The sequence below is a fragment of the Peterkaempfera podocarpi genome, assembly GCF_042466665.1.
In the GTDB taxonomy this organism is placed as follows: Bacteria; Actinomycetota; Actinomycetes; order Streptomycetales; family Streptomycetaceae; genus Peterkaempfera; species Peterkaempfera podocarpi.
Genome location: NZ_CP162102.1, coordinates 4872598 through 4895062, shown reverse-complemented (window position 1 = coordinate 4895062; position 22465 = coordinate 4872598). Strand labels below are relative to the sequence as shown.

At 73.5% G+C, this 22465-nt stretch carries 21 protein-coding genes and 2 pseudogenes; 8 read left to right on the top strand and 15 right to left on the bottom strand.

Features of this window, described 5'->3' with window-relative positions; genetic code table 11:
- Positions 1-239: 239 nt before the first annotated feature.
- The 3 genes from AB0761_RS21565 to AB0761_RS21555 all read right to left on the bottom strand — a co-directional run bounded on the left by AB0761_RS21565 (position 240) and on the right by AB0761_RS21555 (position 3833).
- A complete protein-coding gene (locus tag AB0761_RS21565; protein WP_377270736.1) occupies positions 240-1184 on the bottom strand; it encodes a beta-ketoacyl-ACP synthase III in 945 nt (314 codons plus the stop codon).
- Between the two features lie 120 nt (positions 1185-1304).
- A complete protein-coding gene (locus AB0761_RS21560) occupies positions 1305-2207 on the bottom strand; it encodes a hypothetical protein (RefSeq protein WP_377270735.1) in 903 nt (300 codons plus the stop codon).
- 309 nt (positions 2208-2516) lie between these two features.
- A complete protein-coding gene (locus AB0761_RS21555; protein WP_377270734.1) occupies positions 2517-3833 on the bottom strand; it encodes an MFS transporter in 1317 nt (438 codons plus the stop codon).
- A gap of 170 nt (positions 3834-4003) precedes the next feature.
- Between AB0761_RS21555 and AB0761_RS21550 the strand changes: the two genes are divergently transcribed.
- Positions 4004-4996: a GlxA family transcriptional regulator gene (locus AB0761_RS21550; RefSeq protein ID WP_377270733.1), complete on the top strand. Its 993-nt coding sequence runs from the start codon at positions 4004-4006 to the stop codon at positions 4994-4996.
- A gap of 292 nt (positions 4997-5288) precedes the next feature.
- Here AB0761_RS21550 and AB0761_RS21545 read toward each other — a convergent pair whose 3' ends face one another.
- The 3 genes from AB0761_RS21545 to AB0761_RS21535 form a co-directional block, all read right to left on the bottom strand.
- Positions 5289-6455, bottom strand: a complete 1167-nt coding sequence (locus AB0761_RS21545) for a GDSL-type esterase/lipase family protein (RefSeq protein WP_377270732.1) — start codon at positions 6453-6455, stop codon at positions 5289-5291.
- A 59-nt stretch (positions 6456-6514) separates the two neighbouring features.
- Positions 6515-6967: an ATP-binding protein gene (locus AB0761_RS21540; protein ID WP_377270731.1), complete on the bottom strand. Its 453-nt coding sequence runs from the start codon at positions 6965-6967 to the stop codon at positions 6515-6517.
- Positions 6968-7252: 285 nt separating this feature from the next.
- Positions 7253-7669 (bottom strand): STAS domain-containing protein, encoded by a 417-nt coding sequence (locus AB0761_RS21535; RefSeq protein WP_377270729.1) that lies wholly within the window; start codon positions 7667-7669, stop codon positions 7253-7255.
- A gap of 481 nt (positions 7670-8150) precedes the next feature.
- Between AB0761_RS21535 and AB0761_RS21530 the strand changes: the two genes are divergently transcribed.
- The gene (locus AB0761_RS21530; RefSeq protein ID WP_377270728.1) at positions 8151-8705 is read left to right on the top strand and encodes a sigma-70 family RNA polymerase sigma factor; all 555 of its coding nucleotides are present in this window, start codon (positions 8151-8153) and stop codon (positions 8703-8705) included.
- Positions 8702-9808, top strand: a complete 1107-nt coding sequence (locus AB0761_RS21525; protein ID WP_377270727.1) for a maleylpyruvate isomerase N-terminal domain-containing protein — start codon at positions 8702-8704, stop codon at positions 9806-9808. Before AB0761_RS21530 ends, AB0761_RS21525 begins: the two co-directional genes overlap by 4 nt.
- A 51-nt stretch (positions 9809-9859) precedes the next feature.
- Here AB0761_RS21525 and purU read toward each other — a convergent pair.
- Positions 9860-10748 (bottom strand): annotated as a pseudogene (gene purU, locus AB0761_RS21520) (formyltetrahydrofolate deformylase).
- A 192-nt stretch (positions 10749-10940) separates the two neighbouring features.
- Positions 10941-11387 carry a hypothetical protein gene (locus AB0761_RS21515; protein WP_377274249.1) on the bottom strand — a complete coding sequence of 149 codons (447 nt, stop codon included), beginning with the start codon at positions 11385-11387 and terminating at the stop codon, positions 10941-10943.
- Between the two features lie 266 nt (positions 11388-11653).
- On the opposite strand from AB0761_RS21515, the gene AB0761_RS21510 reads away from it, so the two are divergent.
- Positions 11654-12952, top strand: coding sequence for an ABC transporter substrate-binding protein (locus AB0761_RS21510; RefSeq protein WP_377270726.1), 1299 nt, complete (start codon positions 11654-11656; stop codon positions 12950-12952).
- A 1-nt stretch (position 12953) separates the two neighbouring features.
- Here the strand turns inward: AB0761_RS21510 and AB0761_RS21505 are convergent, their stop codons facing one another.
- The 5 genes from AB0761_RS21505 to AB0761_RS21485 form a co-directional block, all read right to left on the bottom strand.
- Positions 12954-13823: a uroporphyrinogen-III synthase gene (locus tag AB0761_RS21505; RefSeq protein ID WP_377270725.1), complete on the bottom strand. Its 870-nt coding sequence runs from the start codon at positions 13821-13823 to the stop codon at positions 12954-12956.
- Positions 13824-14040: 217 nt separating this feature from the next.
- Positions 14041-14490 (bottom strand): hypothetical protein, encoded by a 450-nt coding sequence (locus AB0761_RS21500; protein ID WP_377270724.1) that lies wholly within the window; start codon positions 14488-14490, stop codon positions 14041-14043.
- Entirely contained in the window at positions 14487-14744 is a 258-nt protein-coding gene (locus AB0761_RS21495; RefSeq protein WP_377270723.1) for a hypothetical protein, read from the bottom strand. The genes AB0761_RS21500 and AB0761_RS21495 overlap by 4 nt, the downstream gene beginning before the upstream one ends.
- 763 nt (positions 14745-15507) lie before the next feature.
- Positions 15508-16890: a transcriptional regulator gene (locus AB0761_RS21490; protein ID WP_377270722.1), complete on the bottom strand. Its 1383-nt coding sequence runs from the start codon at positions 16888-16890 to the stop codon at positions 15508-15510.
- 379 nt (positions 16891-17269) lie between these two features.
- The gene (locus AB0761_RS21485; protein WP_377270721.1) at positions 17270-17716 is read right to left on the bottom strand and encodes an ATP-binding protein; all 447 of its coding nucleotides are present in this window, start codon (positions 17714-17716) and stop codon (positions 17270-17272) included.
- Positions 17717-17844: 128 nt separating this feature from the next.
- Between AB0761_RS21485 and AB0761_RS21480 the strand changes: the two genes are divergently transcribed.
- Together AB0761_RS21480 and AB0761_RS21475 are read left to right on the top strand one after the other, a co-directional pair.
- The gene (locus AB0761_RS21480; protein WP_377270720.1) at positions 17845-18654 is read left to right on the top strand and encodes a Scr1 family TA system antitoxin-like transcriptional regulator; all 810 of its coding nucleotides are present in this window, start codon (positions 17845-17847) and stop codon (positions 18652-18654) included.
- Positions 18651-18890: pseudogene (locus tag AB0761_RS21475) on the top strand (DUF397 domain-containing protein); the annotation flags it as partial. The gene AB0761_RS21480 and the pseudogene AB0761_RS21475, both read left to right, overlap by 4 nt.
- Positions 18891-18916: 26 nt before the next feature.
- Here the strand turns inward: AB0761_RS21475 and AB0761_RS21470 are convergent.
- On the bottom strand, positions 18917-19411 hold the full coding sequence (locus AB0761_RS21470) for a hypothetical protein (protein ID WP_377270719.1): 495 nt from the start codon (positions 19409-19411) through the stop codon (positions 18917-18919).
- A 97-nt stretch (positions 19412-19508) separates the two neighbouring features.
- On the opposite strand from AB0761_RS21470, the gene AB0761_RS21465 reads away from it, so the two are divergent.
- Positions 19509-20195 (top strand): bifunctional DNA primase/polymerase, encoded by a 687-nt coding sequence (locus AB0761_RS21465; protein WP_377270718.1) that lies wholly within the window; start codon positions 19509-19511, stop codon positions 20193-20195.
- A gap of 631 nt (positions 20196-20826) precedes the next feature.
- Here AB0761_RS21465 and AB0761_RS21460 read toward each other — a convergent pair.
- Positions 20827-21519, bottom strand: coding sequence for a metal-dependent transcriptional regulator (locus AB0761_RS21460; RefSeq protein WP_377270717.1), 693 nt, complete (start codon positions 21517-21519; stop codon positions 20827-20829).
- A 171-nt stretch (positions 21520-21690) separates the two neighbouring features.
- Between AB0761_RS21460 and AB0761_RS21455 the strand changes: the two genes are divergently transcribed.
- Positions 21691-22452 carry a sugar isomerase domain-containing protein gene (locus AB0761_RS21455; RefSeq protein ID WP_377270716.1) on the top strand — a complete coding sequence of 254 codons (762 nt, stop codon included), beginning with the start codon at positions 21691-21693 and terminating at the stop codon, positions 22450-22452.
- Positions 22453-22465 lie beyond the last annotated feature (13 nt).

The window sequence follows — 22465 nt, the reverse complement described above, 5'->3', positions numbered from 1 at the left end:
GCACCACCCCTATTGCCCGCATCACCGGCACCATGACGCTTCACCAGAACCATCCGCACCATCAGCGACACCAGCACCGCATCCACCGTGCGCGCACCCCCGGTCTCCTGTCCGGACCGGGACGGACGGAGGGCGCCGGCCGTGCCTCGGGGGAGGTAAGCCGGACGCCCGAAGCGCGCCCGCGCCGGGGCGGCCCCAGCACCGCCGGGGCCGCCCCGCAGCGCGTCGGGGGGCACCGCTCAGGGGCAGCGGACGACCTGTCCGGCGTACGCCAGGCCGCCGCCGAAGCCGAAGAGCAGCACCGGCCCGTCCGAGGGCAGCTCGCCACGCTCCACCAGCTTGCTGAGCGCCAGGGGGACGGAGGCGGCCGAGGTGTTCCCGGACACCACCACATCCCGGGCGATCACCGCCTGCTCCGCGCCCAGCTTGGCCGCGATCGCCTCGATGATCCGCAGATTGGCCTGGTGCGCGACAAAGCCCACCAGCTCCGAGGGCGCGACCCCGGCGCGCTCGCACGCCAGCCGGGCGATCGGCGCCAGCTTGGTGGTGGCCCAGCGGTAGACCGTCTGGCCCTGCTGGCTGATCCTCGGCTCCCAGCCGGAGATCACCACCGCGTCGCCCTTGTCCGGCTCCGAGCCCCACACCACCGGGCCGATCCCGGGCTCGGTCCCCTCCGGGGTGGCCTCCAGCACCGCGGCGCCGGCCCCGTCACCGAAGATCACACAGGTGGACCGGTCGCTCCAGTCCAGCGTGTCCGACATCCGCTCGGCACCGATCACCAGGGCGCGGCTCGCCGCCCCCGCCCGCAGCGCGTGGTCCGCGGTGGCCAGGGCGTAGGAGAAGCCGGAGCAGGCGGTGTTGATGTCATAGGCGGCCGGGGCGGGGATGCCCAGCCGGGCCGCCACTGCGGCAGCGGTGCTGGGGCTGCGCTCCACGGCGGTGCAGGTGGCCACCGCGACCAGGTCGATCTCATGGGGCTGCAACCCGCTGTTGGCCAGCGCCTTCTGGGCGGCCTGCTCCGCCATGTCGACCAGGGTCTCGTCCACCGCGATGTGCCGGGTGCGGATCCCCACCCTGTCGCGGATCCACCCGTCGTCGGTGTCGACCATGCGCGCGAGATCGTCATTGGTGAGCACCTTGGGCGGCTGGTAGTGGCCCAGCGCCATGATGCGGGATCCTGTCATGACACCACTCAACCCGGTTACCGACGAGTCACCGGCTCATCCCCTGATACAGGATCGGACAGCGGATGCTGTAGCCCCCGGACAACGCCCCGGAGCGGTCGCCGCCCGGCGGGTCGGCCCTCAGGTGGCGAGGGAGGCCTGGTCGCCCATCACTATCACCGGATGGGCAGCCGGATCCAGCGCCCGCAGCAGCGTCACCATGTCGTTCTCGGCGAGCGAGACACAGGCGTGGGTGGGGCCGCCGTGGTCGACATGCACCCATATGCCGCCGCCCTTGTCGGCGCCCAGCGGCTTGCGGACATCCAGCGGGGAGGTGCCGGCCACCCGGTTGTAGTCGATCGCCACCACATAGTCGAAGGAGCCCGCGAGGTCCTCGCCCTCGAAGCCCTTGCCGCCGATGGTGAAGCTGGTGTCGCGGTGGTACGGGAGCCTGGACCCCGGGTCGGTCTTGAGGCCGCCCGCGTCGCTGAGCGAGTAGACGCCCACCGGGCTGCGCAGATCGTCCAGGTGATGGTCGGCCGTCCAGCCCTTGAGGCCGTTGTGGGCCGGCCAGCTGGTGCCGGGCTGCCAGCGGCCGTCGGCGGTGCGGCTCCACAGCGTGGCGGTGGAGTCGGCGGAGTCCCGGCCCTTGCCGGAGACCAGCAGCACCTGGGTGGTGCGGGCGGGGATCCTGGCCCGGAAGCCGCTGCCGAGACCGGGGAGTGCGGCGACCGTGCCGTCGTTGCGGTCCGAGCGGTCAGCGGCGGGGGACGAGGTGTGCCCCGAGTCCAGCGTGCCGCTCTGGGCGCGGGCGGTCCCTGCGCCGTCCTGCGAGCGGCCGAGGGAGGCGGAGGCCGCGACGCTGGTGAGCGCTCCCTGCGGGCCGAAGGCCAGCCAGCTGCCTGCGCCGGCCACCAGCAGTGCCGCCGTGCCCGCGACCGCTGCGCCCCGACGGCTGCGGCGCTGCCCCCGGTGTCGGCCCTGACGCGGGCCGGGCGCGCGCGTCGGCTCGGGCTGGTCGGCGGTGCGCTCGGTGCGGGACATGGGTGCGATCCTCCCAAAGGACCGGGGCGCTCCCGGCGCCGGGGTGCCGGTTGCAGTGTGTGAGCCTACGCACACCGGGTCCCGGGGGTTCAGCTCTCCCACTCCTCCACGGAGTTGGAGCCTCCGTCGCCCTGCAGCACTCCAGCCCCGCGGGTCCGGCCACCGGTGCACAGGAGGGGAGCGCGCCTCGCGCGGTGCGCCCGTCCCGGATGTCCGCGCCCCCGACCCGGTGTCCGGGCACCCGGGCACGCAGCGGCCCTGCCCGGGGTCGGTGGGCAGGGCCGCTGCGCGTCGGGATGCCCGGATCCGTCAGGCGACGGCCGGGACGGGGGCCACGGGTCGGCGGCGCAGGGCGAGGCAGAGCACCACCGCGACGGCGCAGAGGGCACCGGCGGCGTACCAGGCTGCGTCGTAGTCGCCCAGCCGGTCGCGGGCGACACCGGCGGCGGAGGCGACCACGGCGGCGCCCAGCTGGTGGCAGGCGAGCACCCAGCCGAAGACGATCGGGGCGTCCTCCCCGAACCACTCACGGCACAGCGCGATGGTGGGCGGCACGGTGGCGACCCAGTCGAGCCCGTAGAAGATGATGAAGGCCAGCATCCCCGGCTTGAGGTCGGCCGAGAACAGCTGGGGCAGGAAGATCAGCGAGGCGCCGCGCAGCCCGTAGTAGGCGATGAGCAGCCGTCGTGAGTCGTAGCGGTCGGTGAACCAGCCCGATGCCACGGTGCCGACCACATCGAAGACCCCGACCATGGAGAGCAGTCCGGCCGCCGTGGTGGCGGGCATTCCGTGGTCGTGGGCGGCGGGCACGAAGTGGGTGCCGACCAGGCCCGCGGTGGTGGCTCCGCAGATGGCGAAGGAACCGGCCAGCAGCCAGAAGGCCCGGATGCGGACGGCACCGGCCAGCACCGTGAGGGCCCTGCTGAGGGCCGCGCCGCCGGCCACCGGCGGCGGCGCGGTCTCGGCGCCGTACGGGAGCAGGCCCAGGTCGGCGGGGCGCTCGCGCATCAGCAGCACGACGGGCACCGCCACGGCCGTGGCGCAGAGCGAGACCACCACGGAGGCGGACCGCCAGCCGTGCTGGTCCACCAGCCAGGCGAGAAGCGGCAGGAAGACCAGGTTCCCGGCGGCGCCGCCGGCAGTGAGGACGCCGGTCACCAGACCGCGCCGGGCGCTGAACCACCGTCCGCTGACGGTGGTGGCGAAGGCACCGGCCATGGCGCCGCTGCCCAGGCCGACCAGCACGCCCCAGCAGAGCACCAGCTGCCAGCTGGTGTTCATGAAGATGGTGAGACCGCTGCCCGCGGAGATCATCAGCAGCGCGGCGGTGACGACCAGTCGGACCCCGAACCGGTCCATCAGCGCGGCGGCGAAGGGAGCGGTGAGCCCGTAGAGCGCCAGATTGACGGAGACGGCGCTGGAGATCACCCCGTGCGACCAGCCGAACTCATGGTGCAGCGACTCCATCATCAGGCCCGGGGTCGAGCGGAAGCCTGCGGAGCCGACCAGGACCAGCAGGGCCACGGCGGCCACGATCCAGGCGTAGTGCAGACGGGCGGCCGGGCGGGCGTCGGAGGCGGTCACGGGTGGGGTGTGCAGCTTCGGCGGCTCGGTCAGATCGGTCACGGCACCGAGTGTCCGCCACGCCGTATCCTGACAGCGAGTGGCCCGATGGCCATGTTGCGCAAGGATCGGGCCAGGAGGCACTCTGGACGGCACAGGCGCCTCGGCCCCGCCGGTCCGGCGGGGCCCGGCGGTGGCGGGCCCGTGTACGGGCGGACATCGGAGGTCGGCAGATGGCTGGGCCGCATCGGGTGGCGGTGTTGGCGCTGGACGGGGTGGTGGCCTTCGAGCTGGCCATTCCGTCGCGGATCATGGGCTCGGCTGCGGACCCCTCCGGAGGAGGACCGCTCTACGAGGTGAGTACCTGCACCCTGGACGGCGGCCCGGTGGCCACCAGTGCCGATTTCCGGGTGAGCGTGGACCACGGCCCGGAGCTGCTGGAGGAGTCGGACACGGTGATCGTCCCGGCGGCGCACCAGCGCGGGGAGTGGTTCTCCGAGGGCCGGCTCCCCGAGCCGCTGGCAGCCGCGCTGGCCAGGGTCCGACCCGGCACCAGGATGGTGTCGATCTGCACCGGTGCCTTCGTCCTGGCCGCGGCCGGACTGCTGGACGGCCGGCCGGCGACCACGCACTGGCACCACACCGACCGCTTCCGCGCACTCTTCCCCAAGGTGCTGCTGGACCCCGATGTGCTCTTCACCGACGACGGCGATGTGCTGACCTCCGGCGGGGTGGCCGCAGGGGTGGATCTCTGCCTGCACATCGTGCGGCGCGACCACGGCAGTTCGGTGGCGAACCAGGTGTCGCGGCGCTGCATCGTGCCGCCGTGGCGGGACGGCGGCCAGTCGCAGTACGTGGAACTGCCGGTGCCCCCGCCGAACGGCGGCGGCACCGAACCGCCGGGCACCGCGGCGGCCCGGGCCTGGGCGCTGGCCCGGCTGCACGAGCCGCTGGGGCTGCGTGAACTGTCCGCCCAGGCGGGGATGAGTGTGCGGACCTTCACCCGGCGCTTCCGGGACGAGGTGGGGACCAGTCCGGGCCAGTGGCTGGTGCTGCAGCGGGCGGAGCGGGCCAGGCAGTTGCTGGAGACCACCGACATGACGGTGGACCAGGTGGCCAGGGAGTCCGGCTTCGGCACCGCGGCGTCACTCCGCGCCCATCTGCATACGGTGCTGGGGGTGGCCCCCACGGCCTACCGCCGCACCTTCCGTGCCGGCCGGTCCTGATCGGCCGGTCCTGATCGGCCGGATCCGACCGGGTCCGGACGGGGCCGGGCTGCAACGGAGGGGCTCTCGGGCCTGGCCTGGACGGACGGGCTTGAGCGGGTGGTGGAGCGCCCTGCCCACCCGGGCACGGCACGGTGCTCCACCACCCGATCACGACGCCCGTGCCCTGTCGGACGCCGCTTGATCCGCACTCGCCGAGGAGGGCAATCCGGGTGGTCACCGCAGGATGCCGCCTCGCCGTCCCCTCGCAACGGACCGCTGCACCCAAGGGTGATCAGACAGACACGTGGCGTCAATGGCTTGTCCGAAACTCGGAAGGGTTGCAGCACATTTCGGCCGTACTACTGCGGTAGTGGCGGCCGAAAGCCATCGGTTCCACCCGGTCGGCCAGGGCTGCCCAGCGCTCCCCCATCAATCGCTGACCTGCGGCGTCGGGGTGCAGACCGTCGGGGAGCAGACCGGCCCGGGCATCCGCGGCGGCAAAGAGTTCCCGCCCGTCCAGACAGGTCAGCCGGCGGTCCCCGCGCTGCCTGAGCACCTCCACGGCCTCCGTCAGCACCTCACGGATCCGCTGCAGTGTCAGGTCCCCGCTGACCCGCCGCCGGACACCGCCGGGCCCCTGGAACCAGCTGTCCGCGGTGGTCTCCCGCAGCTCCCCGCCGAAGACCGGGGAGACCACGGTGACCGGCACCTGCGGGCGGCGGTCCCGGATCGCGGCCAGGAAGCCGTGCAAGGCGGGCCCCAGGGTGCGTTCGCGCAGCGCGGCCGAGTTGTGGACATTGATGCCGATCTCCAGGGTGATGCGGTCGGCGGGCTGCTCCGCCACCAGGCGGGCGACCAGCGGATCCAGCAGACAGGCCCCGCCGTAGCCGAGGTTGCGCAGACGCAGGCCCAGCAGCCGGGCCGCGACCGCGGGCCAGCTTCCGGTGGCCGCGACGCCGTGGCCCTGGGTGATGCTGCTGCCGTAGACGGTCCAGCGGGGCCGCCGGTCGGGGGCCGGCGGCCGCACCGGGCGGCCGTCGACCGCCCGCAGTGCACGGATGCGCACCCCGGGGGAGACCGGCAGCCAGATCTCCACCTGCTTCTCGCCCGGCGGCAGATCGGGCAGGTCGATCACGGCGTCGGCGAGCGCGGTGGCCGGGGCCGGCGGCTCACGGACCGGCCGGCCGTCCAGCACCAGGGCGTAGGGAGGGGACGTCACGGCCGGCGGCCCGGCGGCGAACGCCACCTGCTGGACATGGAGCGCCAGATGCCGCGACCGGGTGGTGCAGCGCAGCCGTACGCCACTGGGGCCCATGGCGGCGACGGCCAGCAGTGGGTGGTGGAGCTCCAGATCGGCACGGGGCAGCCGCCAGGGCTGGACCCAGCCGTCGCCGTACTCCAGGTCGACGGCGCCGTCGACGACGGTGACCCCGTCGGGGAGGACGAAGGCGTCTGCCGCGGTGCGGTGCGGATCCAACGGGCCTCCCCGGTCGGCGGCTTCGGTGCCGGCACCCGGCGGCGCCCCGGCGCGTCCGGTCAGACCGCCAGGGCCTGCACCCGCCCGTCGGGGGCGACGGGTACGGCGGGGGCCTCGCGGTCGATCTCGCACCAGACACGCTTGCCCGATCCGTCGGGGTACCAACCCCAGCGGTCGCAGAGGCAGTCCACCAGCTCCAGACCGCGGCCGCCCAGCGCCTCGCCCTCGGCCGGGCGCCGCTCCGGCGGGGCGTCGCTGGCGTCGGCGACCTCGACCCGCACCGCCGGTCCGTCCGCGGCGCCGACCGGGAAGACCAGGCGGAGCACCGCCGGGCACCCGGTGTGCACCACGGCATTGGTGACCAGCTCGGACACGACCAGGACCAGCGTCTCGCAGAGCGGCGCGTCCGGGTCGTAGCCGCAGCCGCGCAGCCGTTTGCGGGCCCAGCTCCGGGCACGGCCGACCTCTGCCGGATCCGGCTGCACCGCCATCTGCAACTGAAGCACCTGCACCGCTCACACCACCCGTAGTCGCAGGCCGACACACGCTGTCCTCGGCACGGTTCGTCCCAGAATGATCGGCTCGTACCGCGGGCAGCAAGCGCTTCGGGCATATTCCAGCGATCGGGGCACAGCACGGTGCATACTGCCCTCCCACCATCGGCGGGACCGTTCTGCGCGTCCGCCTGATCGAGCGTAGCCAAACCCCGGAGCGTCGCCCGTGACACGGCGCGGGCGCCGCCGGAACCACCCTTCCTACATCTGTCCGACGGTGGTCGAACGCCGCTGGACGGGCGGTCAGGCGGAGAGCGGCACCGCGCCGTCCCCGGCGCTCCCGGCGGGGTCGGCGGCAAGGTCCGCGCCGCTCACAGCGGAGGCGGCGTCCGGGTGGATGTCGAAGAGCCGCCGGACTCCGAGGGCGGTGAAGACCCGCTGCACCCGGCTCTCCCGGCCGTCCTGGTAGTGCCCGGGGATCACCAGGCGCAACTCACCGGCGCAGGAGCGCATCAGACGGCGTGCGGCGATCAGTACGCCCACGCCGCTGGAGTCGCAGAAGTGCACCTCGGAAAGGTCCAGCACCAGTCTGCGGCGGCCGTCGGCGACCGCTTCATGGACCCGCAGCCGCACCGTGGCCCCGGACACGAGGTCGATCTCCCCCGCCACGCGCAGCACGGTCCAGCCGCTGCGCTCCTCCGAGGTCACTGCCAACACCACGGGCCCCTGTCCCTTTCCTGCCGGGGGACGCGGTCCGGGGGTTCCCGGGCAGCGCACCGGCCGCCGACGACCCTATGCCGTCTTTGCACCGGTTGGACAGGGTGCCGTGGTCACGCAGTCGTAACGTTGCGGATGAATCATCATCTTTCGCCCCTTCTGTCACCCCGGCGGGCCCCGCCTGTACGGGCACCGGGCGTCTGCGGCGCAAGCCCCGGCGCTCGGTGCGCCCACCCCGGCGCGTGTCCTCCGGGCGGCGCTCCTCCGAACGGGCAACGGCGCGTCAATCAGACGTTCCGGGAGTTCCCCCCGCTCTTTGCGCAATCCCGAGCATCGCCTCTCATTGCCCGGATACCTTGGGATCTATCCGAGCGCAACGCCCGCCCTACCCCCGGGGCGGACGGAGCGTCAGGACGGTACGCCGGACCCGCAAGGGGGAGCTCGCACCGGATCCGGCGGCACGCAGGAAGGGTGGTGCGTACGCATGGCGGCCCCCGCCCCGATCCGTTGGGACCAGCAGATCCAGCAACGCCTCGCCCGCGGCGAGGAGGCCGCGCTGGGTGAGCTGTACGACCAGTTCTCACCCATGGTCCACGGCCTCGCCAACCGCGTCCTGGACAGCCAGTCGGCCGCCGAGCAGATCACCCGCGAGGTCTTCGGCCATGTCTGGGAGCACCCCGGGGAGTTCGACCCCGCCCAGGGCTCCATGCGCTCCTGGATCAGCACCCTCACCCACCGCCGCGCGGTGGAGCGCCTCCGCCGAGCCAGCGGACTGCCGGCCGACGGCGCCGGGGCACCGCCGGAGTCCGCCGGCCTGGAGGAGGAGGTGCTGGCCGCGGCCACGGCCGCCCGCGTCCAGTACATCGTCACCTCGCTGCCGCACGCCCTGCGGGAGACGCTCACCCTCACCTACTTCCGCGGCCGCACCTATCAACAGGCCGCCCGTGAGCTGGGGATACCCGAAGCCACCGCCAAGCACCGGATGCGGCTCGGCCTGCAACTGCTGGCCACCGCCCTGGCGACGGAGGAGCACCGGTGACCGCCCCCGTCGCGGCACCGCTGCCGCCCGCCGAGCACGAGGCCGTCCGCGGACTGCTCGGCGCCTGGGCGCTGGACGCCTGCCCGGCCGACGAGGCCGCCCTGCTGGAGAGGCACCTCGCCGACTGCGGGCCCTGCGCGGCCGAGGCCGCCAGGCTGCGTGACGCCGCGGGGTGGCTCTCCGCGGACGAACCCCTGGACCCGGCGCCCGAGCTGCGCAGCCAGGTCCTGGAGAGCTGCCTGGTCCGCCGCGCCCCGCTGCTGCGGGTGCCCGAGTGGGCGGCGCCCTACTCCGCGGAGACCGCCAAGCTGGACGCGCTGCTGCGCGACCTGGGCCCGGCCGAGTGGCTGGAGCGCGCCGAGGTGCCCTGGCACGGCGGCGCGGAGCACTGGCGGCCCGCCGAGGTGCTCTGCCATCTCGCGGCCGTGGACGGTTTTGTGGGCACCGCGTACGGACTGGCCGACCCGGTCTCCGGAGAGCTGCCGGACGGCCCCGCCGACAACCCCTGGGCGGCGATCACCACCCGTACGGCATGGCTGATCGATGCCCACGGCGGGCGGGCGCCCGAGGCGGTCCGCGCGCTGTGGCGCGAGCAGACCCGGGCCGTGGTGCACACCGTCTCGCTGGCCGGTCCGGCCGGCGCCGGGGTGGAGGTGGACTACGGCGCCTTCCGCATCCCGGCGCGGGACGCCCTGGTGGACCGCGCCTTCGAGTGCTGGATCCACGCCGACGATGTGGCCCGCGCCGTGGACTACCCGTACGAGCCGCCCTCGGCACCGCATCTGCGGCAGATGATCGACCTGGCCGCCCGGATGCTGCCGGCCGCCCTCGGCGGACGGCCCGGGGCCGGCAGCGCACGGCCGCCGCGCACACTCAGGCTGGTGATCGAGGGCCCGGCCGCCGGGGAGTGGCTGATCCCGCTGGACACCCCAGGGCTGCCCGCGGCCGCCGAACCGGTGGCCTCGCTGGTGATGGACGGTCTGGAGTTCTGCTATCTGGCCGCCGCACACCGCGACCCGGACCGGATGCCGGTGGGCCAGGACGGCGACGCGGCAGCCGTCCGTGAGGTGCTGCGGGCCGCGCCACTGCTCTCCCGCCCCTGACCCGGGCGCCGCCGCGGCCCGACCGGGGCCGGGCCGCGTCCGGGGGTGCGGTCAGGCGAAGACGACCGTGCGGGCGCCGTTGAGCAGCACCCGGTGCTCGCTGTGCCACTTCACCGCGCGGGCCAGTGCCTGGCACTCGACGTCCCGGCCGATCGCGACCAGCTGGTCCGGGGTGACGTCATGGGTGACCCGCTCGACCTCCTGCTCGATGATCGGTCCCTCGTCGAGGTTGGCGGTGACGTAGTGCGCGGTGGCGCCGATCAGCTTGACGCCCCGGATGTGCGCCTGGTGGTAGGGCTTGGCGCCCTTGAAGCTCGGCAGGAAGGAGTGGTGGATGTTGATGATCCGCCCGGAGAGCGCCTTGCAGAGGTCGTCGGAGAGGACCTGCATGTAGCGGGCGAGCACCACCAGGTCGACGCGCTCCCGCTCCACCAGCTCCAGCAGCTGCGCCTCGGCCTCCGGCTTGGTGTCGCGGGTCACCGGGATGTGCTGGAACGGCACCCCGTAGGACTTGGACAGCTGCTCGAAGTCGGTGTGGTTGGAGACCACCGCGGCGATCTCCACCGGAAGGGCGCCGATGCTGGTGCGGAAGAGCAGGTCGTTGAGACAGTGGCCGAACTTGCTCACCATCAGGACGATGCGCATCTTCTCGTCGGACGGGTGGATCCGCCAGTCCATGTGGAAGGAGGCGCCGATCGCGGCGAAGCTGGCCCGCAGCTTCTCCACGGTCACCGGGGTCTCCGCAGAAGTGCACCCGCATGAAGAACAGACCGGTGTCCTGGTCGCCGAACTGCTGGCTGTCGACGATGTTGCAGCCGGTCATGAAGAGGTAGCTGGACACGGCGTGCACGATGCCCTGCTTGTCGGGGCAGGACAGGGTGAGGACGTACTGGCGCCGGCCGTCGGCCGGGTCCTGCACCGCGTCGCTCTGCTCTGCCACGGTCGTCGCCGTCCTCTCGTCGCCGGTACCGGCCCTCACGGAGCCGTCGTCGGATCCAAGCGTGGCACAGACCGGCCCCGGAGCAGATCACTGCCCGCACTCCGGGACGTGTCCGATCCGGCCGTTCGGCCCGGCGCGGACGTGCCCGGTCCGGTCGTCCGGTCCGGTCGTCCGGCCCGGTGTGGCGGAGGTTCAGGCGGTGCGGGTCAGGATGGCCAGGACGTCCAGCGAGCGCGGCGGCGCGTCGGGGTCCTCGCCGTCGTTGGCGGCCAGGCGTATGTGGGCCTCGCGGGCCGCCCGTACCGCCTCGGGCCAGCCGTGGTGGGCCAGATAGGCGCTTGCCGGGGCGTCGGCGCCGACCTGGTGCAGGATACGGAGCACCCGCAGCACCGCGACGTCCACCAGGGCGGCCTCGCCCGAGTCACGGAAGATGGTGCCGACGTACTTCTCGGCGGACCAGCGGTCCAGCCAGGTGTCCTCGACCAGCCGGTAGACGGCGTCGGTCACGTCTCCGAAGCCCTCCCGGCCGGCCACCCAGCACTCCTGCTGGAAGGTGGGGTCGGAGAGCATGTGCAGTGCGGAGCGGACCCGGGCCCGCCAGCGCCACCATGGCATGTCGTTGAGCGGCATGCCGCCCATGGTGCTGGAGCGGGGCCGTGCGCGGAAAGAGTTCGAGGAGACCGACATCGGAATCCGATAGTACGTTCTTCGCGGACGCGACATTACGGCGCCCCCACCGAAGCGTGCGCCCCTTCCCCCTGCGCACGACCCCCACACCGGGCGCACTCGCTGTTCATGTCTGATTACCCCACCATTCGCCTGCCTGCCCTCCTGCCGTGCGCCGAAGCCGCCAGTCTGACGATCCGGAACGACGCGCACCGCACGTCCCAAGGAGGGGCACCACCATGACGCGGCTCGGAACCTCCGGCACAAAGCCCGCCGTCACCCGGCACGGAAACACCGGCCGTCCCCGCCGCCTCCCGCTCGCCAGACTTCTCGCCGCCGGTGCGCTGACCCTCCCGGCCGCGCTGGGCGCCGCTGGCTGCGGCGGCCCGGCGGACGCCGCGACCTCCTCGTCGGACATCACCGTGATGACCATGGCGCCGGCCGGCAGCGGCGGCACCGACCGGCCCGGGATGACCGCGCTCGCCGAGGCGATCGGCCGGAAGGTGAACGCCACCGGCGGCATCTCCGGCCACAAGCTGCATGTCCTCATCTGCAACGAGCACAACACCGCCGAGGGGGCCGACGCCTGCGCACAGCAGGCGGTGGAGGCCAAGGCGCTCGCGGTGGTCGGCTCCTACAGCCAGTGGGGCGACACCGTCCTCCCCGTGCTGGAGGGCAAGAGCATCCCCTACATCGGCGGCTACGGCCTCTCCACCGACGAGTTCCGCAGCCCCGACTCCTACCCGGTGAACGGCGGCACCCCCGCCCTGCTGGCCGGCAACGGTCGGCAGCTGGTCGCCGAGGGCTGCCGCAGCGTCTCCGTGGTCCGGCCCGACACCCGGGCCGGCGACGTGATGCTCAACTACCTCTCCCGGGCGCTGAGCCCGGCCGGCATCAAGCCGGTCGACGTCCCCGCACCCGAGCAGTCCACCGACTACACCTCCGTCGCCCAGCGGGCCATCGGCACCGACCAGCCCCACCACTGCGTCACCGCGGCACTGGCCTCCGACCCCACCCAGACCTTCCTGGACGCCTACCGCAGGCTGCACCACACCCGCACCCGGCTCTCCTCGGTGATCGGCAGCTTCCAGCAGTCGGTGGTGGACGCGACCGGCGGCAGCAGCGGCCCGCTGGCCGGGGCCTACGCCACCAGCTGGTACCCCGACGAGTCCTCCAAGGTCTGGGACGCGCTGCGGAACACCGCCCGCGACTACGCCCCGGGCGACAGCATCGACCCCTCGGACCCCGGTGTGCAGACCACCTGGGTCGCCTACCAGGTCTTCCTGCAGACCGTCGAGCGGCTGGGGTCGCAGATCGACGTCCAGACGCTGGCGACCGCCCTGGACACCCAGGGCCCCCTCTCGACCGGCGGTGCCACCCCGCCGCTCAGCTGGCGGCTCTCCGACATGCTGGCCAGCGTCGACAGCCCGCGCCTGGTCAACACCTCGGTGACCTTCCAGGCCGTGCAGAACGGGCAGTTGCTGGAGCAGCAGCACCGCTTCAACGATGTGCGGTGGGTACTGACCAACGTCTCCTGACTCACCCCCGGCGGCGCGGCAGCTCCTGCTCCAGGGTGCGCACCAGCGAACCCAGCCGCCCCCGCTCGGGATGGACCGACGGCACCCCGGCCGCCTCCAGCGGCCGGGCGCAGACCTCTCCGATGGCCACCGCCAGCACCCGGCCGCCGCGCAGCGCGGCCACCACCTCGTCGTACCGGCCCAGCTCCCTGGCCTGTGCGAAGAACCCCTCCACCGCGGGCTGGCTGGTGAAGGTCACCGCCTGCACCTCGCCCGCCGCCACGGCCGCCACCAGCCGCCGCGCAGGTCCGGGGTCGGCCGGCGGCCCCCAGCGGTAGACCGGCACCGGCAGCACCTCCGCCCCGGCGGCGCGGAGCGCGGCGGAGAACTCCGGCATCGGCGCCCCGTGCTCCTGCACCGCCACCCGGCGGCCCGCCAGGTCCTGGGCCAGCAGCCAGGCCAGCACATCGTCGTTGGACTCGGTGGGCGCCGCGTAGGCCTCCCGCAGACCCGCCGCCCGCACCGCCCCCACGGCCTTGGAGCCCCGGCACACCAGGGCCGCCCCGGCCAGCGCGGCCGTCAGCGCCTCACCCCGGCCCCACTCCGCGGCGGCGTCCAGCCACCCGCGGAAGCCCACCCCGGTGGTCACCGCCGCATAGTCCGGCGGCGCCGCCACACACGCCTCCACGGCGGCCTGCAGCTGCTCGTCGTCCGCCAGCGGCAGCGTGGACATGGTCGGCGCCTCGACCACGGTGGCGCCCCGGCGCAGCAGCAGCCCCACCAGGTCCTCCCGCCGTCGGTCCGCCGTCACGGCGACGGACCACCCCGTGAGGGTGCCGGATTCGGGCGTCCGGTCCGCGGGGGCCGGGCCGGGAGTCGGGGGATTCACCATGCGCCAAGGATGCCAAAATCGCCCCCCACCGCCGTTTTCGGCCCACTCCGCGGACGGGCCGGGCGGAGCTTGGCAGCGCGACGCCGCCTGCTCCCGGAGTCGCCCGCCGGGCGCACCGACGCGGACGCCGTGGTGGGGGGCACAGTGTGCGCCCCCCACCACGGCATGGACGGTGTGCGGGAAGAACATGGACGGTGTGCGGGAAGAAGCGGAACGGTCAGAGATCCCCGAAGCTGCGCGTGGGAAGCCCCGTACGGTGAGCGATGGGGTTCCAGAGGGCGGAGGCCCGCTTCTTGGCCGCGGTGGCGGCACCGCTCGCCGCATCGCCCCGCGCCCGGTGCCCGCCCGGGGCCGGGCGGTGGTGCTTGTGGCAGTACCTGACCGAGTCGCCGCCCCAGGCCGCGTACTCGTCGTCGGCCTTGGCGGAGGCCTCCCAGGCAGCCCTGAGCTGCGCGGTGAGCTGTGCCCCGTTGGGCAGCTTGTCGACCTTGAGCGCGCCCAGGCTCTGCACCAGCTGCCGCCGCTGCCCGGCGGCCTGCACCAGCTGCTGGCGGGCCGCCGCCGGGTCATTGCAGGAGTTGATCGAGCCCACGGCTGCCACCACCGCGTCATGGCTGCTGCTGGCATTGCCCAGCAGCCCGGCCAGCGCCTGGGCCTGGGCCTTCATGGCCGGGTCCACCGCTCCCGACGAGGAGCCGGCCGACGCGGGCGGGGCTGAGGACGCCCCCTGGAACCGGCGGTCGCGGGAGGCGCGGACGACGCCGCCTTCCCACCGCCGCCTCCGCCACCGCTGAACAGCGCACCGGCCAGCACACCCACCACCACGCAGGCACCCACCACGACGCCCGCGATCACCTTGGCCGAGGGCTTGCGGCCGCCGCCGCCCGGCGGGGCGTAGTCGTAGTCGGACTCCTCCCGCATGTGCTGCTGGAGGTAGCCACCGCCCTGCGCCGGCGGAGCGCCGTAGGCCGCGGCGGGAAAGGCCGCCTGGGTCGGCTGCCCCCGAAGCCCGGTGCCTGCGGACCGGGTATCTGGTGTCCCTGCCCGGCGGCCGGATCACCGGGCGGGTACGGCGGCAGGTACTGCGTCGCCGGGGCGGACTCGGCGCCGGCCGACGGGCCTGCGGGCGGGTACGGCGGCAGGTACTGGGTGGACGCCGCCGGACCGGTGGGCACGCCCTGCTGCCCGGCCCCCGGGTCACCGGCGGGGTACGGCGGCAGGTACTGCGTCGCCGCGGCGTCCGCCTGGCCGGCGGCCGGTCCCGGCTGACCCCAGGCACCACCCGGTGCGGGCTGCTGCGGCTCCCCGACCGCACCGGGGTAGCCGTAGCCACCGCCACCGCCCTGCTGGTGCGGCGGCGGCCCCTCCGGCTCGGGCCGGAACAGGTCCTCGGGATTCAGTTCTCGGGAGTTAGGGCGGCGCTGGTTCAACGCGATTCCTCAACTGTGCGCGACGCCCGCGCTGCCATGGGCAGCCCGGCCTCCGCGGTCCACTTCTTCAGAATGTCGCCCCACGCTACCCGTTCACCTATACGGGTGACTACGCGCCTTGACATGCTCCCCGTCCGAAGGCCGGGAGATCTCCTCCCGTCCCCCGGTACGACCTGCCGCGCAACGCCCGGCCGGTGGTGCGCAGCGACGTCCGCGCCCCGGGGAGCGAAGCACCGCGCGGAGGCCCCGGCGGCTCACGCCGCGGCCGCCTCCGTCTCGGCCCGCTCATGGAACTCCCGCACCACCCGCTGCTCCCGGAACGGCTCCAGCCGCTGCCGGAAGTCCTCCAGGTACTCCTCGCCCCGGTTGGAGCGCAGCCCGGAGAGCAGCTCCACCGCCTGCGCCCCCGTCTCGCAGGCCTCCTCCAGCTCCCGCTGCTGCAACTGCGCCGTGGCCAGCAGCACCAGATCCACCGCCCGCCGCCGCACCCGGGTCTCGGGATGCCGCGCCAGCGCCGCGCGGGCCTGCCGCTCGGCCTCCCTGCCCTGCTCCAGATCGCGATGGCAGTGCGCCAGCTCGTCGGCCAGATAGGCCTCGTCGAAGTGCGCGATCCAGTCGGGGTCCTCCTCCGGCCGGCTGCGTCCCATGGCGTCCACCGCCTTGGCCGCGACCAGCCGGCAGGAGCGGTCGTCACCCATCAGGGCATGGCCGCGTGCCTCCGCCGCGTAGAACATCGCCATCGCGGTGGGTGTGGCCGCACCACGCGCCCCCTCCTGGGCGGCGCGCGCCAGTTGGGCGATCTCCCGGGGGTTGCCCAGGGTCGCGGCCAGGTGGCTCATCGAGGCGGCGAGCACATAGCCGCCGTAGCCGCGGTCACCGGCCGCCTGCGCCAGCCGGAGCGCCTGGATGTAGTAGCGCTGGGCCAGCCCCGGCTGACCGGTGTCCACGGCCATGTACCCGGCCAGTTCGGTGAGCCGGGCGACCGCGGAGAACAGCCGCCGTCCCGTCTCCTCCCGGTACGACCCGGTCAGCAGCCCGGAGACCACGCTGTTGAGGTAGTGGACCACCAGCGGCCGCACATGGCCGCTGCCGAACCGGTGGTCCAGATCCACCAGCATCCCCGTCGCCACCTGCACCGCCGCCACATCGGCCGAGCCCACCCGCGGCCCGCCCGCCCTGGCCACCACCGGATCGGGCGGGGTGATCAGCCAGTCCCGGCTGGGCTCCACCAGCGCGGAGGCCGCCACCGTGGCCCCGGTGAGGAAGTCCCGCCGCCCGACGTCACTGCGCCACAGCTCGCCGGCCTGCTCCAGTGCCCCGGCGAGCGTCGGCGCGAACTGCAGTCCCACTCCCCCGGCCAGGTTCTTGCCGTCGGCCATGCCGATCTCGTCGACGCTGACCGCCCGCCCGAGCTTGCGGCCCAGCGCCTCCGCGATCACCGCGGGCGCCTGCCCGCGCGGCTGCTGCCCCCGCAGCCACCGCGCAACGGATGTCTTGTCGTACCTGAGGTCCAGCCCGTGCTCCGCTCCGCAGAGGTTGACCCGGCGGGCCAGGCCCGCGTTGGAGCACCCCGCCTCCTGGATCAGGGACTGAAGCCGTTCGTTGGGCTGTCGTGCGACCAGCGGTCTGGCGGCCATGGCCTTTCGCCTCCCCAACGCCCCCGGTCATCCCCCGGCGGGCGACGTGTGCGGTACCAGCGGCACGGACTCTGCCCTGACCCCGTGCGCCGATCCGGATTCCGCATCATTTCCGGCAATTGACGCAGAAACGTGACGCCAGCTTAGCGACCTGCGTCACACCCGGTGTACCCCCCGCAACCGGCTCGACTCCCCACGCGCCCCGGGAACTGCACCTGTGCGCCCCACCGCGCGCCACCCTGACCTGCGGCTCCGCCACCACCCCCAGACCGCACACGACCGGCCCCGGCCTCACCGTCACGAGTGACCAGGGCTGCACACCCCCGCCCCCCGGAGCCGAGCCGGCCGAACACCTGCCCCACGACACATCCCCGCGGGTTCACCCCGGCAGGAATCCGCAGACCCCGACCTCGAACCAGACCGTCTTGCCGATCCCGCACGCCCTCGGATGCGCACCCCACTCCTCGGCGAGCAGATCCAGCAGTTCCATCCCCCGGCCCGACTCCTCGTCAGGCAGTGCCCTGCGGAGCCTCGGAAGCGCGGCATCCGCATCGGAGACCTCCACCCGCAGCCGGCCGGCGCCGCCGACGACGCGGCACCGCACGCCGATGTACCGGCCCGGCGGGACCCGGGCATGGCGGCATGCGTTGGTGACCAGTTCGCTGAGCAGCAGCACGGCGGTCTCGGTCGGCTCGTCGGGGAGCCGCCACACGGCGGCCTGTCCCAGCAGCGCCGAGCGGGCCCGGCCGGGACTGCGCGGGTGGCGGGGGAATCGCCAGCCGGTGTCCAGCACCACGACGGCGGGGGTGGTCTGTTGTGCGGGCATGTCCGTCCCGAGGGTGGGAGTTGTCCGTTGTCCGCTCACAGCCTGCTTGCCCGCACCTAGGCTCGGCAGTAGCGACCCGGGTACGGAGCGTGTCCGTACCCGGCGCGGACCGCGGGGAGGCGGGACGTATGACGAACGGGGGTGCCCAGCCGCCGACGGCGTGGCGGTACTGCGGCAACCAGATCAAGCTCTGGCGCACGCGGGCCGGGGTCAGCCGGGAGGAGCTGGCCAAGGAGGTCGGCTACAGCTACGAGACCGTCAAGTCCATGGAGCAGGGCCGCCGCAGGCCCGCCCTGCGGCTGCTGGAGCTGGCCGACGAGATGTGCGGCGCCCACGGTGTGCTGCTGGCGGGGCAGGACTATCTGAAGCCCGACCGCTTCGAGTCGTTTGCGATGGAGTACATGCGCTACGAGGCGGAAGCGATCGTCGTCAACTCCTACGAGTCACTGCTCATCCCCGGCCTGCTCCAGACCGAGGAGACCGTCCGCGCGCTGCTCGGCGCCCACTGGCCTCCGCTGGACGACGAGACCGTCGAGACCCGGACCGCCGCCCGGCTGGAGCGCCAGCGCCTGCTGGAGAAGCAGACCAAGTCCTTCGGCTTTGTGATCGGCGAGACGGCGCTGCGCCACCCCCTGGGCAGCGCGGAGGCGCACCGCCGCCAGCTGCTGCACCTGCTGGAGGCCGGCACACCCCGCCATGTGACGGTGCAGGTCATGCCCAACGGCGGAGCCCATCCGGGGCTCAATGGACCGTTCGTCCTTCTGGAGACCCCCGAGCATGAGCAGCTCGGCTATGAGGAGGGCCAGACCACGGGCGTACTGTCAGCCGAGCCGGAAAGGGTCGGCATCCTCACACAGCGCCATGCGATGATCCTGCGACAGGCCCTCAACCCTGAGGAATCGGCAAGCTTCATCCGGGAGTTGGCGGAGGAGACATGAGCACGGACGGCCTGGTCTGGTTCAAGTCCAGCCACAGCGGCACCGGGGGCGGTGACTGCGTCGAGGTCGCCGTGGTCTGGCGAAAGTCGAGCCACAGCGGCACGGGGGGCGGCAACTGCGTCGAGGTCGCCAGCTGCCCCGGCACCGTCCATGTCCGTGACTCCAAGGACCCCGACGGCCCCCGTCTGGCCTTCTCCCCCGCCGCCTGGTCCGCCTTCGTCGCCTTCGCCGCCGGTACGCCGTCTGAGCCGGCCGCCGACGGTCAGCGCATGGAGTCGCAGGCGTGGGCGCGGAAGGACGCGACCGACGCGGTGACGGGTGAGTCGGAGCCATCCAGCCGGTAGCGGACCTGACCGACCGCAAGGGCCTTCAGGTCCTGGACGGTGAATTCGACGTGTGTTCCCGAGTTGGTGTCGTCATGGGTCGCGGCGTAGACGCCGTACCGGTGGCCCGGCTCCAGCGCGGGCAGCGGCTTGTCGAGCTTCCAGCCGCGATCACCGGCCAGCGGCCACATGGCGAAGTCGGTGACGGCCCCCTCATGTCTCCAGCCGACCGTGCTTGCGTCCCCGACGACGGGGTCGTAGAACACCGCCGCATCGATGCTGCCCGTGCAGACGGCGACCGCCACCATGGCCGTGCCGTCCGCGGAACGGGAGACCCCGGTGACCGCTCCCTCGACGACCGTGCAGCCCGACACCGGCAGACAGGCTGCCGCCGCGGCACCCGCCGCACCCGCCCGCACCCATCGCCCGTTCACTCCCTCGTCCCCCTCCGACGTCCGCCGTGCCGTCGTCCAGGATGACGCCGTTGGAACGGGCCCGTAACCCTCGTGCCCCGCGGTAGTTGAGCAGCATGTGGAAGAGACCCTGGGAGCGACCGCGCCGGGGCGCGGCGCCGCCTTCGTACGCGATCTGCTCGCGGAGACCATCGGATACGCCGAGGACCGTCACTGGGAGGTCTGTCCCGGGACGTGGCTGGTGGAGGGTGACGGCGGCCCGGCCCGGTGCTCCTGCGGGGATGCGCGCTGCGCCGTGCCGGGGGCGCACCCGGCCTCGCCCGGATGGCGGGGCAGGTCGAGCGCCTCGCCGGATGTGGTGCGGCGCTGGTGGACGGAGACCCCGGCTGCCTCGGTACTGCTGCCGACCGGGCGGACGTTCGATGTGATCGATGTGCCGGAGACGGCAGGCTGTCTGGCGCTGGCCCGGATGGAGCGGATGGGGGTGCAGCTCGGTCCGGTGGTGGCGATGCCGGCGATCGGCGGCCGGGGGCGGCGGCTGCTGTTCCTGGTGCTGCCGGGGGCGCTGCCCAAGCTGCCGGATCTGCTGCGCGGCCTCGGCTGGCCGCCGGGGCGGCTGGACCTGGTGGGGCACGGCGACGGCGGCTGGATCGTGGCCCCGCCGTCCCGGGTGGGCGCGCATGGCTTCGCCCAGTGGGCCCGGCAGCCGAACGACACCAATCGGTGGCTGCCGGAGGCGTCCGAGTTGATCGACCCGCTGGCGTACGCCTGCGGTAGGGAGGCGCCGCCGGTCCCCGCCCCGTAGGGCGCATCCCGCTGCCGCGCGCGGCGGCCCCACCCCGGGTCCGAGAACCGGGGTGGGGCCGCTGCGTGCGGTTGTGCGCACAGCAACTGTGTGCATAAGAACCCGGTCTACCCGCGTCATGGGTCGCACAAGCCCCTCGTACGAGGGACAGGGCTCAAGGATTGGCGAGATCTGCCGAGGGGAGAAAAACGGTCGGGAGGGATGAAGTGAGGACGAACCGGGACGAAGGGAGTGAGGAGCCGGAGGCATCACAGTGGCCCCGCCGGTCGGGGAAGCCGGAAGGGCCACGGGTGGGGAGTCCGGGGGGACTCGGGAGGGACACCGGGGAGGGACAAAGGGGAGGGAAGGGTCGGGGAGGGGCCGTCACCCGGTGCGCTCGGGGTTCCGGGTGACGGCAGCAGAGGGCGGAGGGTTTCGGCGCCGGGGAGCGCCGAAACCCTCCGCCCTCGGCCGTTCCCGAAGGGCCGGGTCCCGAAGGCCAGTTCCGGTCCCGGGGGGCCAAGCCCGGACGCGGCCGGACCCGGACGGGGTCGGCCCCGGACCCGGTCCACCATGCGGCCGGACCCGGACGCGGGAACAGCCGGCCATGGGCCGCAGTCAGGTTCGGCCCGGGGCCGGACCTCGGGCGGGGTCAGACCTTGGCGACAAAGACGTGCGAGGCGATCTCCCGGTCCAGCTCGGCGGCCTCACCGCCACTGCCCACCAGCACGCCGCCCGCCGCCTGGGTGACATGGACGACGGCCCCGGGCTGCACCCCCGCACGGCGGAGGGTCTGCATCAGCTGGGCGTCGGTCTGGATGGGCTCGCCGATCCGGCGGATGACCACGTTCTTGCCGTCGCCACCGGGGGCGAGGGCATCCAGCGTGACCAGGTCCGCGTCGAAGCCCTCGTCCGCAGCCGGGGCGTCGCCGAGCTCGCTCAGACCGGGGATGGGGTTGCCGTACGGCGACTCGGTGGGGTGGCCGAGCATCTCCAGCACCCGGCGCTCCACCGCCTCGCTCATCACATGCTCCCAGCGGCAGGCCTCGGCGTGCACCTGCTCCCACTCCAGGCCGATCACATCCACCAGCAGGCACTCGGCCAGCCGGTGCTTGCGCATCACCCGGACGGCCAGTCGGCGCCCCTCCTCGGTGAGCTCCAGATGGCGGTCCCCGGCGACCTGGAGCAGCCCGTCGCGCTCCATCCGGGCGACGGTCTGGCTGACCGTGGGCCCGCTCTGCTCCAGGCGCTCGGCGATGCGGGCGCGCATCGGGACGACGCCCTCCTCCTCCAGCTCCAGAATGGTCCGGAGGTACATCTCCGTCGTGTCGATCAGTCCGCTCACGGCCGCCGGCTCCGTTCCTAAGAATTCCTCCCCCCAATTCTGGCCTATCGCAGCGACATCGGGGCGGCGCTGTTGACAGCGGGGGCCGGTGGGCCGCACGGTGCTCGCCGAGGAGACGAGGTCCAGACCACTCGGCTGCGCCGCGAAGACCGACGAGAGAGCAGGCAGACCATGACCGACCTGGCCGGACAGTACTTCGACGCCGCCGTGTCGCTGCTGCAGCGCGCCCGCGACGAGGAGGCGGAGAATGTGCAGCGGGCGGCCCGGGTGCTGGCCGACACGGTGGCGGAGGGCCGCCGGGTCTTCGTGTTCGGCGCCGGACACTCCGCGCTGCCCGCGCAGGACGTGGTCTACCGCGCCGGCGGGCTGGTGCCGATGAACCTGCTCTCGGTACCCGGGGTGACCGGGGTGGATGTGATGCCCGCGCCGCTGACCAGTGCCCTGGAGCGGGTGTCGGGGCTGGCCACGGCCACCCTTGACGCCAGTCCGGCCACTCGTGGGGACCTGCTCTTTGTGATCTCCCTGTCGGGCCGCAACATGATGCCGGTGGAGCTGGCCGAGCACGCCCGCGGGCGCGGGCTCACGGTGGTCGGGCTGACCTCGCTGGCCTACCCGGGGGCGGTCTCGTCCCGGCACCCCTCGGGGACGTACCTCAGGGACCACTGCGACATCGTGCTGGACACCAAGATCGCGGTGGGTGACGGCGAACTGGCGGTGGAGGGCGCCCCCACCACCTTCGGCCCGGCGTCCACGCTGGTCACCGCGGCACTGCTGCAGGCCGTGGTGGCGGTGGCGGTGGGTCTGCTCGCCGACCGCGGGGTGACCCCGCCGCTCTTCCGCTCGGGCAATGTCGACGGCGGCACCGAGTGGAACGACCAGGTGCTGGCCGAGCAGGCCGACCGGGTCTTCTACACCTTCGGCCGGGGCCGCTGAACCGGAGCCGCCG

What these genes read in the sequence shown, in the direction of transcription:
- AB0761_RS21565 (WP_377270736.1), bottom strand. Translation starts at nt 1,184, where the DNA reads ATGACAGGATCCCGCATCATGGCGCTGGGCCACTACCAGCCGCCCAAG.
- AB0761_RS21560 (WP_377270735.1), bottom strand. Translation starts at nt 2,207, where the DNA reads ATGTCCCGCACCGAGCGCACCGCCGACCAGCCCGAGCCGACGCGCGCG.
- AB0761_RS21550 (WP_377270733.1), top strand. Translation starts at nt 4,004, where the DNA reads ATGGCTGGGCCGCATCGGGTGGCGGTGTTGGCGCTGGACGGGGTGGTG.
- AB0761_RS21530 (WP_377270728.1), top strand. Translation starts at nt 8,151, where the DNA reads ATGGCGGCCCCCGCCCCGATCCGTTGGGACCAGCAGATCCAGCAACGC.
- AB0761_RS21515 (WP_377274249.1), bottom strand. Translation starts at nt 11,387, where the DNA reads ATGGGCGGCATGCCGCTCAACGACATGCCATGGTGGCGCTGGCGGGCC.
- AB0761_RS21510 (WP_377270726.1), top strand. Translation starts at nt 11,654, where the DNA reads ATGACGCGGCTCGGAACCTCCGGCACAAAGCCCGCCGTCACCCGGCAC.
- AB0761_RS21505 (WP_377270725.1), bottom strand. Translation starts at nt 13,823, where the DNA reads ATGGTGAATCCCCCGACTCCCGGCCCGGCCCCCGCGGACCGGACGCCC.
- AB0761_RS21500 (WP_377270724.1), bottom strand. Translation starts at nt 14,490, where the DNA reads ATGAAGGCCCAGGCCCAGGCGCTGGCCGGGCTGCTGGGCAATGCCAGC.
- AB0761_RS21495 (WP_377270723.1), bottom strand. Translation starts at nt 14,744, where the DNA reads ATGCGGGAGGAGTCCGACTACGACTACGCCCCGCCGGGCGGCGGCGGC.
- AB0761_RS21490 (WP_377270722.1), bottom strand. Translation starts at nt 16,890, where the DNA reads ATGGCCGCCAGACCGCTGGTCGCACGACAGCCCAACGAACGGCTTCAG.
- AB0761_RS21485 (WP_377270721.1), bottom strand. Translation starts at nt 17,716, where the DNA reads ATGCCCGCACAACAGACCACCCCCGCCGTCGTGGTGCTGGACACCGGC.
- AB0761_RS21480 (WP_377270720.1), top strand. Translation starts at nt 17,845, where the DNA reads ATGACGAACGGGGGTGCCCAGCCGCCGACGGCGTGGCGGTACTGCGGC.
- AB0761_RS21455 (WP_377270716.1), top strand. Translation starts at nt 21,691, where the DNA reads ATGACCGACCTGGCCGGACAGTACTTCGACGCCGCCGTGTCGCTGCTG.